Source organism: Sphingobium lactosutens (genome assembly GCF_013393185.1).
GTDB lineage: Bacteria > Pseudomonadota > Alphaproteobacteria > Sphingomonadales > Sphingomonadaceae > Sphingobium > Sphingobium lactosutens_A.
Genome location: NZ_QJQX01000054.1, coordinates 211,611 through 226,757 on the forward strand (window position 1 = coordinate 211,611; position 15,147 = coordinate 226,757).

Genomic DNA, 15,147 nt, shown 5'->3' on the forward strand with positions numbered 1-15,147 from the left:
GGTCTACAGATCCTTGGCCAGCCGCAGCCCGGTGAACTGCCAGCGTTGGTGGGGATAGAAGAAATTGCGATAGCTCGCCCGCACATGGCCGCGCGGCGTGGCGCAACTCCCGCCTTTCAGCACGAACTGGCCGGACATGAACTTGCCATTATATTCGCCGACCGCGCCTGGCGCCGCCCGGAATCCGGGGTGCGGCCGATAGGCGCTGCCGGTCCATTCCCACACATCGCCGAACATCTGCGTCAGCGCCGCGCTGTCTTCCGCCGGTCGGGGGCGGGGGCAGGCGGGACCGTCGAGCTGGTTGCCGCTCACCGCCGCGACATTCTGCGCCGCGCTTTCCCATTCCGCCTCGGTCGGCAGTCGCGCGCCTGCCCAACTGGCATAGGCGTCAGCCTCATACAGGCTGATATGCGTTACCGGGGCGGCGGGATTGACCGGCTGGCGCCCATCCAGGCCAAAGCGGGTCCAGCCCTGCTCGCCCCGTTTCCAGTAGAGCGGTGCATCGACGCTCTCCGCCTGCACCCAGGCCCAACCGTCCGCCAGCCAGTGCGTCGCCGTGCGATATCCGCCATCCTCGATGAAAGCAATCCATTCGCCATTGGTAATGGGTCGATGCGCCAGCGCATGGGGATGCAGCACCACCTTGTGCCGCGGCCCCTCGCAATCGAAGCTGAAGCCGCTGCGCCCATCCTCGCCCATCTCGACCAGCCCCTGCCGCCCCTCGATCCAGTGGAGCGGACCGGGCAGGTCCACCGGCGCGGCGCTGGGCGCCCCGAACAATGCCGGCTCCAGCGGGTTGAGCGAAAAGAGATGGAGCAGGTCGGTCAGCAGCAATTCCTGATGCTGCTGCTCATGATGCAGCCCCAGCGTCACCAGCGCCCGCGCAGGCTGCGGCAGCATCCCCAGCGCAGCGATCAGGGCGGTATCGACATGGCCGCGATAGGCGCGGATATCGGCCAGCGACGGCCGGGTCAGCATGCCCCGCGACGACCGGGCATGACGCGCGCCTTCCGCCTCATAATAGCTGTTGAAAAGAAAGGCATAGCGTGGATCGAACGGGCGATATCCCGCCACATGATCGCGCAGGACAAATGTCTCGAAGAACCAGCTCGTATGCGCCAGATGCCATTTGGCGGGGGACGCGTCGGGCATCGACTGGACCGTGGCGTCCGCATCGGACAAGGGTGCGGCCAAGGCTTCGCTGAGCGCCCGCACCGCGCGATAGCGCTCTTCCAGATCATCCTGCCGGGCGTCCGTCCAGCTTCTGGCCATGTCTGCCCTTCCCGATACGGTTGTGCCGCTCTCGGGAAGAAAGCGCATAAAAGCGCCGGCGGTTCCGCGCTGCCCCTAAGTTCACACCTCCTGCAGCAGGGGCGCGGCGCGGCAGATGCGATCGCGACCCGCCTGCTTGGCCTCATAGAGCGCCGCGTCGGCGCGACGCAGCGCATCTTCTAGCTCGTCCCCTTTCCAGCGGCAGATGCCGGCGGAAAAGCTGATCGGCCGGCCGGCCACCAAGCCGATCGGGTCGCTGCGCATCCGGCTGGCGACGCGGGCGAGCGACCAACTCACCTCGTCCTCGATACAGTCCTGGAAGAAGATGGCGAATTCCTCGCCGCCCCAGCGGGCGACGATGTCCATGCGGCGGAGCTGGGCGGACAGGCGCGCGGCGAAGGCGCGCAGCACCCGGTCGCCCTCGTCATGGCCCATCTGGTCATTGACCCGCTTGAAATAGTCGATGTCGATCAGCGCAACGCAGCCCTTGCGCCGGTCGATCGGCAACTGGTTGATCTGGGTCAGGAAACCCCGCCGGTTGGCGACCCCGGTCAGCATATCCTCGTGTGCGGCATTGTGCAGGTCGTCGATCCGCGCCTGGGTGGCGCTGGCGGTGCGCTGGACCCCGGCATAGAGGGTCTGGATCACGTCGCCCATCTCGGGCAGCGTGCCCGGCGCCACCTCGCCCTTGTGCAGCGTTTCGGCCAGCGTCTGGATGGGGCTGAGCATCGCGCCGATACCCAAAAGGGCAATGGCGGTGCCAATGACGGTCGCCAGCGTCAGCAGCACGAATTCGGCCAGCGCGATCCGGCCGGTGGACAGGCCCCAGAGCAGATAGCCCAGCAGCGGCATATGGGTGGCGATGAAGCACAGCGCGAAAAGGCGCAGGCGCAGCGAGCGTGGAAAGATGAAGGATGTGGCGAGGTAGAATTGCACGGCATTCCCCCATTATGGTGCGACTGCGAGCAGCCTTCCGGGCACGTGCCTAAACATGTGGTGAAGAAACAGGGTTAATCCGCGCCGACGGGCCGGATTGTGCAGTGCGAGAGTCGAACCGCGGGGCGGGGCTTCAGCGCGACGCGCCCGGCACCCATTTGACGTCGCCCGCGCCATTGTCGTTCAGCCGCCGCGCCAGTACGAACAGCAGGTCGGACAGGCGATTGAGATAGGCCAGCGCTTGCGGGTTCAGCGCGACATCGGCGGCGGTGGCGGTCGCGCTGCGTTCGGCCCGCCGGGTGATCGCGCGGGCGAGGTGGACGGCGGCGGCGGCGTGCGATCCGCCAGGCAGGATGAAGCTGTCGAGCGGTGCAAGCTCCGCGTTCATCGCGTCGATTTCGTCCTCCAGCCGCTTGACCTGGCTCGCGACGATGCGCAGCGCCCAGGGTTCGTCCTCACCCTCCGGGATCGGCGTGGCAAGGTCCGCGCCCAGGTCGAACAGGTCGTTCTGGATGGTGGTCAGCCAGCGCGTTTCGGGCCGCGCGCCCATGGCGATGATGGCAAGGCCGATCGCGCTGTTTGCCTCGTCCACATCGCCCACTGCCTGCATCCGCGGCGCATGCTTGGGCAGGCGCGATCCGTCGACCAGGCCGGTGGTGCCCGCATCGCCCGTGCGGGTATAGATCTTGTTCAGCTTGACCATGGGGGAAACCTGCCTTGTTCAGCCGTGACCCTTGGACATCAGCAATATCGCGACGATGATGATCGCCGCCGCCTGGAACAGAATGCGGTTCATCATCATCTTGTTCTGCTTCAGCCGCGCCGGGCTGGGGCCGCTGCCTTCGGGCGCGTTCAGATCCTCCTTGGTCGTCTGGAGGAAGGCGACGATGCCCCGGATCAGCGCGACCAGGGTCGCGATCATGGCGAGGATGAGGGCGATGATCAGCACGGTGTTCATCGCGCCAGCCTATGCCCTTGCGAGCCTTATGCCAATGGGAAAGCGTTGCGCGCGCAGGTCGGCCGCCAGCGCGTCCGGCGCCACCCCCTGCGCGCGCAGGTCAGCGAGCGCGATCGACCCGTCGCGCTTGGCCAGCCGCCGCCCGTCCGGCCCGACCAGCAGCGGATGATGGACATAGGCGGGAGAGGGGAGGCCGAGCAGCGCCTGGAGCAGCCGATGGATATCGGTCGCCCCGCGCAGGTCCAGCCCACGCAGCACATGGGTCACGCCCATCGCCGCATCGTCCAGCGTGCAGGACAGATGGTAGCTCGCCGGCGCATCCTTGCGCGCCAGCACGACGTCGCCATGGGCGAGGGGATCGGCCTTTACAGATTCCGTTCGCCCGTCCTGAACCGGGAAGGGCAGGCTCGTCCAACCGGGCGCGCCCACCTGTTCCACCGCCCGCGCCATGTCGATCCGCCAGGCATGCGCCTCGCCCGCCGCGATCCGCCGCGCCCGCTCTGCCGCGTCCAGCCCGTGGCATGTCCTCGGATAGAGCGGCCCTTCCGGCCCGTGCGGCGCGGTCAGGCTCGCCTGTATGTCCGCGCGGGTGCAGAAGCAGGGATAGAGCAGGCCAATGTCGCGCAGCCGCGCCAGCGCCGCGTCATAGCTGTCCAGCCGCTGCGACTGGAAGACGATGTCTCCGTCCCATTCCACCCCCAGCCAATGCAGGTCCTCGATGATCCCCGCGACATGCTCGGGCCGGCTGCGCGTGCCGTCTATATCCTCGATCCGCAGGCGAAACGCGCCGCCGGCGCCGCGGGCCATGTCCATGGCCAGCAGCGCCGACCAGCCATGCCCGACATGAAGTCTACCGGTGGGGCTTGGGGCAAAGCGGATCACCATATGCTGTGGTGCGGTGGGTTGAGTCATACAGGCTCTTGACGGATGATATTCGTTAATGCTGTCATGCGGATGTCACGTTGCTGGTGGAAGAGCGGCGTCGGCAAGGGGGTTAGAAGGTTTTTCTATGTACCATCCCGACCTCATACGGCATCCGGAAAACTGTCCGGCGCTTGTTCTGAATGCGGACTATACGCCGCTCAGCTATTATCCCCTGAGCCTCTGGCCTTGGCAAACCGCTATCAAGGCGGTTTTTCTGGATCGGGTGGACATCGTCTCCTCCTATGAGCGGGAGGTGCACAGCCCCAGCCTTCAGATGAAGATCCCTTCGGTGATCGCGCTGAAACAATATGTGAAGCCGTCCGAACATCCCGCCTTCACCCGTTTCAACCTGTTCCTGCGCGACAAGTTCGCCTGCCAATATTGCGGCAAGACCAATGACCTGACCTTCGATCATGTCGTGCCGCGGCGCGCCGGCGGGCGTACCACCTGGGAAAATGTCGCCACGGCCTGTTCGCCCTGCAACCTCAAGAAGGGCGGGCGCACGCCGAAGGAAGCGGGGATGCAGCTTCATGTCCAGCCGATCCGGCCGACCAGCTGGCAGTTGCAGGAACATGGCCGCGCCTTCCCGCCCGGCTATCTGCACGAAAGCTGGCACGACTGGCTCTATTGGGACGTTGAGCTGCTGGCCTGATCGCCCGTCGGCGCTTGCCCTGTCGGGCAAGGGTCAGCCGATCGGCACCCAGTCCAAGTCCATATCCGTGTGCCGGTTGGTATAATGGCCGATATCCTCCAGCCGGTCGATGTCGAGCAGGGTGATGCGGCCGTTCGACCGGCTGATCAGCCCTTCCTGCTCCATCTGGCGGATCATGCGGTTCACATGGACGGAGGTGAGGCCGATCGAATCCCCGATCTCCTCCTGCGTCAGCTTCAGGTCGAAACTGTCGGTGATGCTGTCGTCGGTGACGCGCAGCCGGTCGAACATGTCGAGCAGGAAAGCCGCCACCCGCGCCTTGGCTGACGTCCGCCCCAGTGACGCAAGCCGGTCGGTCATCGACACGCGCTCGGCATTGGACAGCAGGAACAGGAGCGCCGCGACGCGCGGATAATCTTCCAGCAGACGGCGCAGGGCATGTTTGTCGAATGGACAAACCACCGCGTCCGACAGCGCAACCAGCGATTCCGGCGCCCGACTATAGATGGTGCTTGCCGATCCGATGAAGTCGCCGGGGAAGTAAACGCGCAATATCTGGCGGCTGCCATCGGGCAGGATGACGAAACTCATCACCCGGCCTTCGCGCAGCACGAACAATTCCGTTACGGTGTCGTTGACGCGCTGGATCATCGCGCCACGCTTCACCTTGCGGGGATTTTCCTCAAGCCTCGCCAATGCCGTTTTTTCCGCGTCGGACAACGGCACATGGCGTGTCAGTCTTTCCGCGAAACAACTCGTCGCCACCAATACACCTTCTTTGCCAGAATTTCTCGTTACGATGGCAGAACGCCCCATTTGCCTTTTGGCTGCATTTTCAGGTTGTGCACTAAACTCGATCAATCTCGGGCGACCCATTGCAATAATGTTTCGTCGGCCCGTCGCCCCCCGCATGCCTGTCTGTTGAGCCGCCTTGCGCAGCGCGCGTTTGCCGCTATTAACCCTGAGCGATGGACCGCATTGATATTCGCGGCGGCAAAGCCTTGAGCGGCCGCCTTCCCATTTCCGGCGCCAAGAATGCGGCGCTGACGCTGCTGCCCTGCGCCTTGCTGACCGACGAGCCGGTGACGCTGCGCAACCTGCCGCGCCTCGCCGACGTCGATAGTTTCGGCCATCTGCTGAACCAGCTCGGCGCCTCGACCATGATCGAGGGCGGCCGACCGGAGGATTTCGGCCGCGTCATGACCTTGCGCGCGGGGCGGGTGACGTCGACCGAAGCGCCCTATGACATCGTGCGCAAGATGCGCGCGTCGATCCTGGTGCTCGGCCCGCTACTCGCCCGCGCGGGTGAAGCGCTGGTGTCGCTGCCCGGCGGCTGCGCCATTGGCAATCGCCCGATCGACCTGCACCTGAAGGCGCTGGAGGCCTTCGGCGCGAAGATCGAGTTCACCGCCGGCTATGTGCGCGCCAGCGCACCCGACGGCGGCCTGTCCGGCGGCATCTACACCTTCCCGGTCGTGTCGGTCGGCGCGACCGAAAATGCGTTGATGGCTGCCGTGCTCGCCAAGGGCACCTGCACGCTGGAGAATGCCGCGCGCGAACCGGAAATCGTCGATCTCTGCAAGCTGCTCGTCGCCATGGGCGCGGACATTGAAGGCATCGGCAGCGACAAGCTGGTGATCCACGGCCGCGATCGCCTGCACGGCGCGACCTACAGCGTCATGCCCGACCGGATCGAGGCGGGCAGCTACGCCTGCGCCGCGGCGATCACCGGCGGCTCGCTCGACCTGATCGGCGCCAATGCCGACGACATGCACGCCATCCTCGCCGCGCTCCGCGACGCGGGCGTGCAGGTGGACGTGCACAAGGAGGGCATTCGCGTCTCCTCCGATGGCAAGCTCAAGCCGCTGACCATCTCGACCGCGCCCTTCCCGGCCTTCCCGACCGACATGCAGGCGCAGTTCATGGCGATGCTGACGCTGGCCGACGGTGCATCGGTGCTGACCGAGACGATCTTCGAAAACCGCTACATGCACGTGCCCGAACTGGCGCGCATGGGCGCGGACATCGCCGTCAACGGCCGCACCGCGGTCGTGCGCGGCGTGTCGGGCCTGGTCGGTGCGCCGGTGATGGCGACCGATCTGCGCGCCTCGATGAGCCTCGTGCTTGCCGGCCTTGCCGCGCAGGGCGAGACGCAGGTCAACCGCGTCTACCATCTCGATCGCGGCTATGAGCGGCTGGAGGAAAAGCTTTCCGCCGTCGGCGCCGATATCGAGCGTGTCAGCGATGGCTGAAGGGCGGGGGCTGGCGACCGATCGGGCGGCGCTGCTGGCGCTCTACGATCTGGACGCCGGCGGCTTCCGGACGCTTGACGACATCACGGCCTTCGCTGCCGAACTGTGCGGCGCACCGATCGCGCTGGTCAGCATCGTCGAGGATGTGCGCCAGCGCTTCCTCGCCCGCACCGGCCTCGATGCGGAGGAAACCCCGCGCGACGTGTCCTTCTGCGCCCATGCCATGCTCGGCGAGCAGATTTTTGTCGTTCCCGATGCGACGTGCGACCCGCGTTTTATCGACAATGGCCTCGTCACTGGCCCGCCCCATATCCGCTTCTACGCCGGTGCGCCGCTGGTGGGGGCCGATGGCGAACCGCTGGGCGCACTCTGCGTCATCGACACGGTCCCGCGCGCCGATCTGACGCCGCTCCAGCGCCGGGGGCTGATCCTGCTGGCCCGGCAGGTGATGGTGGAACTGGAAGGGCGCCGCCGCGACCGCGACACGATCATCCAGCAAAGGCTGGACGCGGCCGCCGTGGCCGACAGCGACCGCATGTTCCGCACGCTGGCCGACACCATGCCGCAAATGGTCTGGTCGACGCTGCCCGACGGCTATCATGATTATTACAATGCCCGCTGGTATGAATATACCGGCGTGCCGGTGGGGTCGACCGATGGCGAGGGGTGGAACGGCATGTTCCATGTCGATGACCAGCCGATCGCCTGGGAACGCTGGCGCCACAGCCTGGCGACCGGAGATCCCTATGAGATCGAATATCGGCTGCGCCATCGCAGCGGCGACTATCGCTGGACGCTCGGCCGCGCGCTGCCGATCCGCGATGCGGCCGGCCATATCGCTCGCTGGATCGGCACCTGCACCGACATCCACGAACAAAGGCTGATGATGGAAGAGCGCGAGATGATCGCGCACGAACTGTCGCACCGGATCAAGAATATCTTCTCGGTGATCGCCGGTCTTATCGGCCTGTCGGCGCGCGAGCATCCCGAGATTGGCGACGTCGCGGAAGATCTGCGTGACCGCATATTGGCGCTTGGCCGCGCGCATGACTTCGTCCGTCCGCACAGCGCCGAATCCGCGCCGCAGGTGGGGCAGGGGCAGGGCCATCTCTGGGGTATACTCGACCAGATTTTCGCCCCCTATAGCACCGGACAGGCAACCCGCATCCTGCTGTCGGGGGACGATCCGCGCATCGATGACCGGTCCGCGACGCCTCTCGCGCTGCTATTCCACGAATTGGCGACCAATGCCGCCAAATATGGCGCCCTGTCCGTCGCCGACGGCCGGGTCCATCTCCATGTGTCGGTGGAGGAGCAGGATGTCCGCATGGATTGGCGCGAGGAGGGTGGCCCCGCAGTGACGCCCGCCGACGCGGAAGGATTTGGCAGCCGGCTGATGCTGCTCAGCGTGGAGCGGCAACTGGGTGGCCGTATCGCGCGTCACTGGCGCGCGGCGGGGCTGGAAATCAGCCTCTGGATTCCAGCCCGCTCCATGAGCCGCTCTGCCGGAAGGGCGTGAAGCCCGCAATCTCGGTCTCTTCCAGATCGGGCCTCTCCGCGGCGGCGAGGTGCAGCGCGGCGGAAACGCTCCGCGCGCGAAAGGGTTTGGTGATGACGCCCAGCGCGGCCACCGACGCGTCGCCGATCTGCGATGGATTGGCGGTCACATAAATGACGCGGATGCCGTGGCGAGCCGCCAGTTCCATGCCGATCTGCGGCCCTGTCGGCCCATCGCGCAGGTTGAGGTCGACCAGGGCGATATCGCACGCCGCCGCCGATTCGAGCGCAGCGGCGCGATCAACGGCGATGGCGCCGACGGTGAAGCCGGCGTCTTCCACGATTTGCTCGATTTCCAGTGCGACGAATATCTCGTCCTCGACGATCAGAACCTTCTTGCCCATGCCTTCAGCCTGTGAAACTTGGAGCTAATAAAATCCGTTTGAGGCTTCGGGTTCCCGCAACTGCGAAAAAAATGACAGACGTTGTCATTCCGGCGGGTCAGGCTTCGATATTCGTCCACAGGGTTTCGAAGTTCGTGCCCGTCATCAGCAGGACGGAGGCGGGATAGCCCGCCTGCGCGGCCTTCTGCGCGCCGTCGGTGGCCGTTTCGACCGCTTGCGCCTGGCTGGTGAACGGGCCGTAATAGCTATTGTCCAGATTGATCTTCCAAGCGCCCTCATGTTCCAGGACGATGTAACGGGCATGGGGCAGGGCTTTGGGGGGCAGGGGCATGTTTCAGAGAACCTCGGTGTTATAATGGTGCCAGGCCATGATCGCGGCGGCGCCGCGATGCGGGCGCCAGGCTTCGGCGACCTCGCGGGTCAGTTTCTCGCTCGGCCGTTCAGGCAGGCCCAGGATGCGCCCGATCTCGATCTGCACCGCCAGATCGCCCGCCGGCCAGATGTCGGGCCGCCCTTCGGCGAACAGCAGGTAGATTTCCGCGGACCAGCGGCCGATCCCCTTGATCTGCACCAGCTGCGTGATCGCGTCCTCGTCATCCTTCGGCAGCGCGTGCAGGTCGAGCGCGCCCGACAGTAGCAGCTCGGCAAGGCTGCGGGCATAGCCCTGCTTCTGCCGCGACAGCCCGCATGCCCGCAATGTGTCGAAATCGCGTGCCAGCAGCGCATCGGGCGCGCAGCCAGGGCCGAGTTCCGCCTCCAGCTTGCGCCATACCGCGGCAGCGGCGGCGACGCTCACCTGCTGGCCGACGATGGTGCGCAGCAATGTCTCATATCCCGGTTCCCGCACGCGCGGCTGCGGATAGCCGACGCGGCCGATTGCTGCCACGAAGCCCGGCTCCAGAATCGCGATCGCATCCAGGCTTTCGCGCAATTGTTCGGCAGTCATCACCATGGGATCGCGCAGCAGCCCTTGATTTCGCGGCTCCTCTTCGTCAGAGCGGCGGAGAAAGTTCTAGGGGATTGGATAGATGCCGAAACTGATCGTGGTCAACCGTTCGGGCGAGGAACAGGCTGTCGATGGCGACAATGGCCTGTCGGTGATGGAAGTCATTCGCGACAACGGCTTTGACGAACTGCTGGCTCTGTGCGGCGGCTGCTGCTCCTGCGCCACCTGCCATGTCTATGTCGATCCGGCCTTTGCCGACATTCTGCCCGCGATCAGCGAGGACGAGAATGACCTGCTCGACAGCTCCGACCATCGCAACGAGACGAGCCGCCTGTCCTGTCAGGTCGTGCTGAGCGACGCCCTCGACGGCCTGCGCGTCACGATCGCACCGGAAGACTGAGCGGCTCATTCTACACCCGTTCGCTTCGAGCGAAGTCGAGAAGCAGCCGCGCTACGCGTTGCGTCCCTCGACATAGTTTATCCTGAGCGCCTGCCTTGGCAGGCGGTCGAAGGACTCGAAACGAACGGCACTTAGTGGCTAATTCTTCACTCGCAACGTCGCCATCGGCGCATCGCCGGTCAGCGGCGTGATCTGCCAGACGATCCGCTTGCCCTGGGGCGTGGACTGCGCGCCTTCTTCCTGATTCTGGCCGACGATCTCCGCGTCGGTGGTGAGCGTGAAGGTGCCGTTCAGCGCCTTGGCCGCGTCGTCGCCGCCGCTGCCCATGCCGCCCGGCCCCTGGCTCTTGTCGAAGCCGTTGGAAAAGCCCGGGGCCTTCACCCGCACCCGGTCGGTCCCGCGCATCTCCACCGCGACGAAGGGCAGCACGATCTGCGCGTCGATATTGAAGGGAAAAAGAAAGGCGTGGGTCAGCGTGCCGCTGATCGCATAATCGATCTCGAACTTGTGGTTGCCGACATAGCGGGCCGAGCGGAAACCCTTTTCCTTCGACAGGGCGGTAGCGATCGCCTGCATCTGCACCTCGTCGCTCTTGTCCGTTCCCCCTTTCGCCGCGCCGCTGAAATCTTCTTCCTTCTGCTGCTGCGCGATCTGCATCAGCGTCGGCGTATTTTCCGGATCGCCCTCCTGTCCATCCCCGTCCGTGGGCGTGGTCCCGCCCATGATGGCGTCCTTGCCCATGTCCGACGCCAATATCTCGCCCTTGTAGGCGAAGGCGAAGCTGCGGTCGGCGCGGATGTCGAGGCTCGATTCGAACTTGCCCGGCGTCACCAGGCAAGCTGACAGGGAGAGCAGGCCGGCAAGCGCGCCCGCGATTCGATACAGACGGCTCATTCCCGCTCCCCCCTAAGTTTGTTTAACGGTTCGTCGCGGCGTAGAGCGCGATGGCGGCCGCGTTCGAGACGTTCAGGCTCTCCATGCGCGGGCTGATCGGCAGCTTGGCGATGATGTCGCAATGCGCGATCGTATTGTGGCGCAGCCCTTCGCCCTCGGCGCCCAGCACCAGCGCGACGCGCGATTCGCCGATCGCCTGCCCGATGGTGGTGTCGGCGTCGCCATCCAGCCCGATTCGCCAGTAACCGGCCTCGGCAATTTCTTCCAATGCACGGGCCAGGTTCACCACGCGCACCCATGGCACGCTCTCCAGCGCGCCCGACGCCGCGCGCGCCAGCACCCCCGATTCGGGCGGCGCATGCCGGTCCTGCGTCACGATGCACAGCGCATCGAACGCGGCGGCGGAGCGCAGGATCGCGCCCACATTATGCGGGTCCGTCACCTGGTCCAGCACCAGGATCGGCCGCCTGTCGTCCTGTCCTTCCTCCAGCACCTCGCCCAGCCAGACATCGTCCAGCGGCTCGACTTCGGCGACGATGCCCTGATGGGGGGCGTCGGACGGGACCATGCGGCCCATGTCGGCGACGTCGGAATAGACGATCGGCAGCACCGGCGGCAGGTCGAGCTGACCCAGCGCTTCGCGCGTGCCCCAGATCTTGCGCACTATGCGGTTCGGGTTGGCGAGCGCCGCGATGACGGCGTGACGTCCGTAGAAGCGCGGAAAGGCGCTCTTGGGCTTGGTGGAGCGATTGGGCTTTTTCATGATTTCGCTCTTTTCACATCAGGCCATTGACAGGCAAGTCTCCATTCGCCATTAGGCCGCCTCCAGCGCGGCGGGGAACGAAAATTCTCCACGGCGTAGGGCACTGGACAGGTGGCCGAGTGGTTAAAGGCAGCAGACTGTAAATCTGCCCGGGTTTCCCGTACGCTGGTTCGAATCCAGCCCTGTCCACCACTGCATCAGGCCATGATGCAGCCGGTCCTTCGGGACCGTGATGAAGGCCAGTGTGGACGCATAGCTCAGTTGGTAGAGCAGCTGACTCTTAATCAGCGGGTCCTAGGTTCGAGCCCTAGTGCGTCCACCAAGCCTTTCCCCGACATGCCGCCTCTTTCGGGTTTCCGGCCGGCCTGTCTTCCCTCCCGAGCCCGTTGAAAGACGAAGGGAAGCGCCCTGATGGCGTGGCTCATCCTCGGCATTGCCGTATTCACCGAAATCTGCTGGGCCTTGAGCCTGAAATGGGCCGCGACGCTCGGTAGCTGGCAGGCGTCGGCCGTGCCGATTGCCTTGAGCTTCCTCAACATGGGCCTGCTCGCGCTGGCGATGCGCGATCTGCCCGCCGGCACCGCCTATGCGATCTGGACCGGCCTTGGTGCGGTCGGCGTCATCATCGCCGGCATCTTCCTGTTCGGGGACAAGGTGAATCCGGTGCAGGCGGGCTTCATGGCGATGATCGTGATCGGCGTCGCGGGCACGAAGCTCTTCGCGCAGGCATGAGCGTTTTCTAAGCAGATGAATACATCTGTTGGCTCGGAAAACGCGGCAAAAAAATGGCGCCCAATCGCGGGGCAGGGGCAAGGCGCCGCAGCCGCCTTGCCGCATCGGAGCGAAATCGCCAGCGGGATGTTACCCGGACAAGTAACGTTCATTCTTCGCAGGCTATTTCCTTCCTCCGCATGATACTCGACCGTCGCGACCTCATGATCCGCACGCTGGGCGGCGCTCTCGCCCTTGGCGTCTCGCCCCGCGCCCTCGCCCAGACCGACGTGGAGCGCGTCGACGCCCTGATCGCGAAGATGACGGTCGAGGAAAAGGCCGGGCAGATGACCTGCCTCGCCGACAGTTTCCGCCCCTTCAACCCGCCCAACCCGCAGGTCGGCATTCAGGACGCCAAACGCCTGACCGAAGAAGTGCGCCGGGGCCGGGTCGGCTGCCTCTTCAACGGCATCGGCGTCGCAGGCGCCCGCCGCGCGCAGGAGATCGCGGTCAAGGACAGCCGCCTCGGCATCCCGCTGCTCTTCGCCGGAGACGTGATCCACGGCCTCAAGACCATCTTCCCGGTACCCTTGGGCGAAGCGTCCAGCTTCGACCCCAGCCTGTGTGAGCGCACTGCCCGCGCCATGGCCGTGGAGGCCACCGCCGCCGGCCTGCACCTGACCTTCGCCCCCATGGTCGACGTCGCCCGCGACCAGCGCTGGGGCCGCGTGGTCGAGGGGGCGGGGGAGGATGTGACCCTGACCGGCCTGCTCTCCGCCGCCCGCATCCGCGGCTTCCAGGGCCGCGACCTGCGCCGCGACGACTCCCTGCTCGCCTGCCCCAAGCATTTCGCCGCCTATGGCGCGGTTGCCGCCGGCCTCGAATATGGCAATGTCGACATCAGCGAGGAAACGCTGCGCGAAACCCATCTCCCGCCCTTCGGCAAGGCGTTCGCGGCCGGCGCGCTCACCACCATGGCCGCCTTCAACGAGATTAACGGTGTCCCCGCCACCGCCGACAGCGAACTGCTCACCGACATATTGCGCGGCGAGATGCAGTTCCGCGGCTTCGTCTTCTCCGACTACACCGCTGATGAGGAGCTGGTCGCCCACGGCTTTGCCGAGGATGCGCGCGACGCCGCCCGCCTCGCCGTGCTGGCCGGGGTCGACATGTCGATGCAGAGCGGCCTCTATATCCGCTACCTGCCCGATCTGGTGAAGAGCGGCGCGGTCCCCATGGGCACGATCGACGTCGCCGTGCGCCGTATCCTCTATGTGAAGGCCGCTATCGGCCTGTTCGACAACCCGTATCGCTCGCTCAATGAGGAAGCGGAAAAGACCCGCATCTTCACCTCCTCCCACCGGGCCCTCGCCCGCGAAGCCGCCGCGCGATCGGTGGTGCTGCTCAAGAACAATAGCGTCCTGCCGATCGACCCTGCGAAGGGCCAGAGCATCGCCCTGATCGGACCCTTTGCCGAGGATGTCCGCAACCTCTACGGTCCCTGGGCCTTTTACGGCGACCCCGACAAGGGCGTCGACATCGCCACCGGCCTGCGCGCCGCGCTGCCCGACCCGTCGAAGCTGACCGTGATACGCGGCAGCGACATCAGTGGTCCCATCGACGGCGGCATCGCCGCAGCGGTCGAGGCAGCGAAGGCCGCCGACATCACCCTGCTCGCCATCGGCGAATCGCAGGCCATGTCGGGCGAGGCCCAGTCCCGCACCGTCATCGAAATCCCGCAGGCGCAGCAGGCGCTGGCCGACGCTGTGGTCGCCACCGGCAAGCCCGTCGCCGTCCTGCTCCGCCACGGCCGCGCGCTCGCCTTGCATGACGGCGTCGCCAATGCCGGCGCGATCCTCGCCACCTGGTTCCTGGGGAGCGAGGCCGGCCACGCCATCGCCGACATCGTGCTGGGAAAGGTCGATCCCTCCGCCAAGCTGCCCGTCAGCTTCCCCTGGGAAAGCGGGCAGGAGCCTTTCTACTATGACCGCAAGTCGACCGGCCGCCCGGTCCTCGACAGCGGCAGCACCGAATATAAGGCGCGCTACGCCACCACCGACAACAGCGCCCGTTTCCCCTTCGGCCATGGCCTCGGCTACACCGAGTTCGCGCTCGACCAGTTGAAACTGTCCGACACCGCGCTGCGCTGGGACGCCGCGATCGAAGTCACCGCCCGCGTCACCAACAAGGGATCGCGCAAGGGCAGCGAAGTCGTCCAGCTCTACACCCGCGACCGGGTCGCCAGCCGCACCCGCCCGATCCGCGAGCTGAAACGCATGGAGCGCGTCACCCTGTCACCGGGCGAAAGCAAGACCGTCCGCTTCTCCCTCTCCCGCACCGACCTGGAATTCGTCGGCGCGAGGAACCAGCGTATCGCGGAGCCGGGCGTGTTTGACTTGTGGGTGGGGCAATCGAGCGTCGGCGGCCTGAATGCGCAATTCACGCTTTATGCGGCGGGGTAAAATCGGCTTGTCAATTGTGTGTCAATTTCATTCTTTAGCAGTATCTACCACTGTTCCATGAAAAAGAAATTGATTG

At 65.6% G+C, this 15,147-nt stretch carries 17 protein-coding genes and 2 tRNA genes; 8 read left to right on the top strand and 11 right to left on the bottom strand.

The annotated features are described in order from the left end of the window. Positions 1-3: 3 nt before the first annotated feature. The 5 genes from egtB to gluQRS all read right to left on the bottom strand — a co-directional run bounded on the left by egtB (position 4) and on the right by gluQRS (position 4,078). The gene (gene egtB, locus DM806_RS14970; protein ID WP_179043974.1) at positions 4-1,272 is read right to left on the bottom strand and encodes an ergothioneine biosynthesis protein EgtB; all 1,269 of its coding nucleotides are present in this window, start codon (positions 1,270-1,272) and stop codon (positions 4-6) included. A gap of 81 nt (positions 1,273-1,353) precedes the next feature. After that, entirely contained in the window at positions 1,354-2,208 is an 855-nt protein-coding gene (locus tag DM806_RS14975) for a GGDEF domain-containing protein (protein ID WP_179043975.1), read from the bottom strand. Positions 2,209-2,341: 133 nt separating this feature from the next. Next, positions 2,342-2,911, bottom strand: coding sequence for a cob(I)yrinic acid a,c-diamide adenosyltransferase (locus tag DM806_RS14980; RefSeq protein WP_179043976.1), 570 nt, complete (start codon positions 2,909-2,911; stop codon positions 2,342-2,344). Between the two features lie 18 nt (positions 2,912-2,929). Continuing rightward, on the bottom strand, positions 2,930-3,166 hold the full coding sequence (locus DM806_RS14985; protein WP_179043977.1) for a twin transmembrane helix small protein: 237 nt from the start codon (positions 3,164-3,166) through the stop codon (positions 2,930-2,932). Between the two features lie 9 nt (positions 3,167-3,175). Beyond that, complete coding sequence (gluQRS, locus tag DM806_RS14990; RefSeq protein WP_179043978.1) at positions 3,176-4,078, bottom strand: tRNA glutamyl-Q(34) synthetase GluQRS; 903 nt, start codon at positions 4,076-4,078, stop codon at positions 3,176-3,178. 97 nt (positions 4,079-4,175) lie between these two features. Between gluQRS and DM806_RS14995 the strand changes: the two genes are divergently transcribed. Beyond that, entirely contained in the window at positions 4,176-4,742 is a 567-nt protein-coding gene (locus DM806_RS14995; RefSeq protein ID WP_179043979.1) for an HNH endonuclease, read from the top strand. Positions 4,743-4,775: 33 nt separating this feature from the next. Here the strand turns inward: DM806_RS14995 and DM806_RS15000 are convergent, their stop codons facing one another. Continuing rightward, positions 4,776-5,510, bottom strand: a complete 735-nt coding sequence (locus DM806_RS15000; protein WP_179043980.1) for a Crp/Fnr family transcriptional regulator — start codon at positions 5,508-5,510, stop codon at positions 4,776-4,778. 200 nt (positions 5,511-5,710) lie between these two features. Between DM806_RS15000 and murA the strand changes: the two genes are divergently transcribed. Continuing rightward, positions 5,711-6,994, top strand: coding sequence for a UDP-N-acetylglucosamine 1-carboxyvinyltransferase (murA, locus tag DM806_RS15005; RefSeq protein ID WP_179043981.1), 1,284 nt, complete (start codon positions 5,711-5,713; stop codon positions 6,992-6,994). Next, entirely contained in the window at positions 6,987-8,513 is a 1,527-nt protein-coding gene (locus DM806_RS15010) for a PAS domain-containing protein (RefSeq protein WP_179043982.1), read from the top strand. Before murA ends, DM806_RS15010 begins: the two co-directional genes overlap by 8 nt. Here DM806_RS15010 and DM806_RS15015 read toward each other — a convergent pair. The 3 genes from DM806_RS15015 to DM806_RS15025 all read right to left on the bottom strand — a co-directional run bounded on the left by DM806_RS15015 (position 8,461) and on the right by DM806_RS15025 (position 9,847). Then, positions 8,461-8,895 carry a response regulator gene (locus DM806_RS15015; RefSeq protein WP_179043983.1) on the bottom strand — a complete coding sequence of 145 codons (435 nt, stop codon included), beginning with the start codon at positions 8,893-8,895 and terminating at the stop codon, positions 8,461-8,463. The genes DM806_RS15010 and DM806_RS15015 overlap by 53 nt on opposite strands. A 97-nt stretch (positions 8,896-8,992) precedes the next feature. Further along, positions 8,993-9,226, bottom strand: a complete 234-nt coding sequence (locus tag DM806_RS15020; RefSeq protein ID WP_179043984.1) for a DUF2188 domain-containing protein — start codon at positions 9,224-9,226, stop codon at positions 8,993-8,995. A gap of 3 nt (positions 9,227-9,229) precedes the next feature. Continuing rightward, the gene (locus DM806_RS15025; protein ID WP_179043985.1) at positions 9,230-9,847 is read right to left on the bottom strand and encodes a DNA-3-methyladenine glycosylase family protein; all 618 of its coding nucleotides are present in this window, start codon (positions 9,845-9,847) and stop codon (positions 9,230-9,232) included. A 76-nt stretch (positions 9,848-9,923) separates the two neighbouring features. Here DM806_RS15025 and DM806_RS15030 point away from each other — a divergent pair, with 76 nt between their 5' ends. After that, positions 9,924-10,241, top strand: a complete 318-nt coding sequence (locus DM806_RS15030; protein WP_179043986.1) for a 2Fe-2S iron-sulfur cluster-binding protein — start codon at positions 9,924-9,926, stop codon at positions 10,239-10,241. 138 nt (positions 10,242-10,379) lie between these two features. Here the strand turns inward: DM806_RS15030 and DM806_RS15035 are convergent, their stop codons facing one another. Together DM806_RS15035 and rlmB are read right to left on the bottom strand one after the other, a co-directional pair. Continuing rightward, entirely contained in the window at positions 10,380-11,135 is a 756-nt protein-coding gene (locus DM806_RS15035; protein ID WP_179043987.1) for a hypothetical protein, read from the bottom strand. A 22-nt stretch (positions 11,136-11,157) separates the two neighbouring features. After that, positions 11,158-11,898 carry a 23S rRNA (guanosine(2251)-2'-O)-methyltransferase RlmB gene (rlmB, locus tag DM806_RS15040; protein ID WP_179043988.1) on the bottom strand — a complete coding sequence of 247 codons (741 nt, stop codon included), beginning with the start codon at positions 11,896-11,898 and terminating at the stop codon, positions 11,158-11,160. Positions 11,899-12,003: 105 nt separating this feature from the next. Here rlmB and DM806_RS15045 point away from each other — a divergent pair. The 4 genes from DM806_RS15045 (at position 12,004) to DM806_RS15060 (ending at position 15,071) form a co-directional block, all read left to right on the top strand. After that, a tRNA-Tyr gene (locus tag DM806_RS15045) sits at positions 12,004-12,090 on the top strand. 54 nt (positions 12,091-12,144) lie between these two features. Next, positions 12,145-12,220, top strand: a tRNA-Lys gene (locus DM806_RS15050). Positions 12,221-12,309: 89 nt separating this feature from the next. After that, complete coding sequence (locus tag DM806_RS15055; RefSeq protein ID WP_179043989.1) at positions 12,310-12,630, top strand: DMT family transporter; 321 nt, start codon at positions 12,310-12,312, stop codon at positions 12,628-12,630. A gap of 179 nt (positions 12,631-12,809) precedes the next feature. Next, positions 12,810-15,071: a glycoside hydrolase family 3 N-terminal domain-containing protein gene (locus tag DM806_RS15060; RefSeq protein WP_179043990.1), complete on the top strand. Its 2,262-nt coding sequence runs from the start codon at positions 12,810-12,812 to the stop codon at positions 15,069-15,071. The last annotated feature ends 76 nt before the right edge of the window (positions 15,072-15,147 follow it).

Excerpts from the sequence above, each read along its gene's own strand:
- egtB (WP_179043974.1), bottom strand. The coding sequence starts at position 1,272 with ATGGCCAGAAGCTGGACGGACGCCCGGCAGGATGATCTGGAAGAGCGC.
- DM806_RS14980 (WP_179043976.1), bottom strand. The coding sequence starts at position 2,911 with ATGGTCAAGCTGAACAAGATCTATACCCGCACGGGCGATGCGGGCACC.
- DM806_RS14985 (WP_179043977.1), bottom strand. The coding sequence starts at position 3,166 with ATGAACACCGTGCTGATCATCGCCCTCATCCTCGCCATGATCGCGACC.
- gluQRS (WP_179043978.1), bottom strand. The coding sequence starts at position 4,078 with ATGACTCAACCCACCGCACCACAGCATATGGTGATCCGCTTTGCCCCA.
- DM806_RS14995 (WP_179043979.1), top strand. The coding sequence starts at position 4,176 with ATGTACCATCCCGACCTCATACGGCATCCGGAAAACTGTCCGGCGCTT.
- murA (WP_179043981.1), top strand. The coding sequence starts at position 5,711 with ATGGACCGCATTGATATTCGCGGCGGCAAAGCCTTGAGCGGCCGCCTT.
- DM806_RS15010 (WP_179043982.1), top strand. The coding sequence starts at position 6,987 with ATGGCTGAAGGGCGGGGGCTGGCGACCGATCGGGCGGCGCTGCTGGCG.
- DM806_RS15015 (WP_179043983.1), bottom strand. The coding sequence starts at position 8,895 with ATGGGCAAGAAGGTTCTGATCGTCGAGGACGAGATATTCGTCGCACTG.
- DM806_RS15020 (WP_179043984.1), bottom strand. The coding sequence starts at position 9,226 with ATGCCCCTGCCCCCCAAAGCCCTGCCCCATGCCCGTTACATCGTCCTG.
- DM806_RS15025 (WP_179043985.1), bottom strand. The coding sequence starts at position 9,847 with ATGGTGATGACTGCCGAACAATTGCGCGAAAGCCTGGATGCGATCGCG.
- DM806_RS15030 (WP_179043986.1), top strand. The coding sequence starts at position 9,924 with ATGCCGAAACTGATCGTGGTCAACCGTTCGGGCGAGGAACAGGCTGTC.
- DM806_RS15035 (WP_179043987.1), bottom strand. The coding sequence starts at position 11,135 with ATGAGCCGTCTGTATCGAATCGCGGGCGCGCTTGCCGGCCTGCTCTCC.
- rlmB (WP_179043988.1), bottom strand. The coding sequence starts at position 11,898 with ATGAAAAAGCCCAATCGCTCCACCAAGCCCAAGAGCGCCTTTCCGCGC.
- DM806_RS15055 (WP_179043989.1), top strand. The coding sequence starts at position 12,310 with ATGGCGTGGCTCATCCTCGGCATTGCCGTATTCACCGAAATCTGCTGG.
- DM806_RS15060 (WP_179043990.1), top strand. The coding sequence starts at position 12,810 with ATGATACTCGACCGTCGCGACCTCATGATCCGCACGCTGGGCGGCGCT.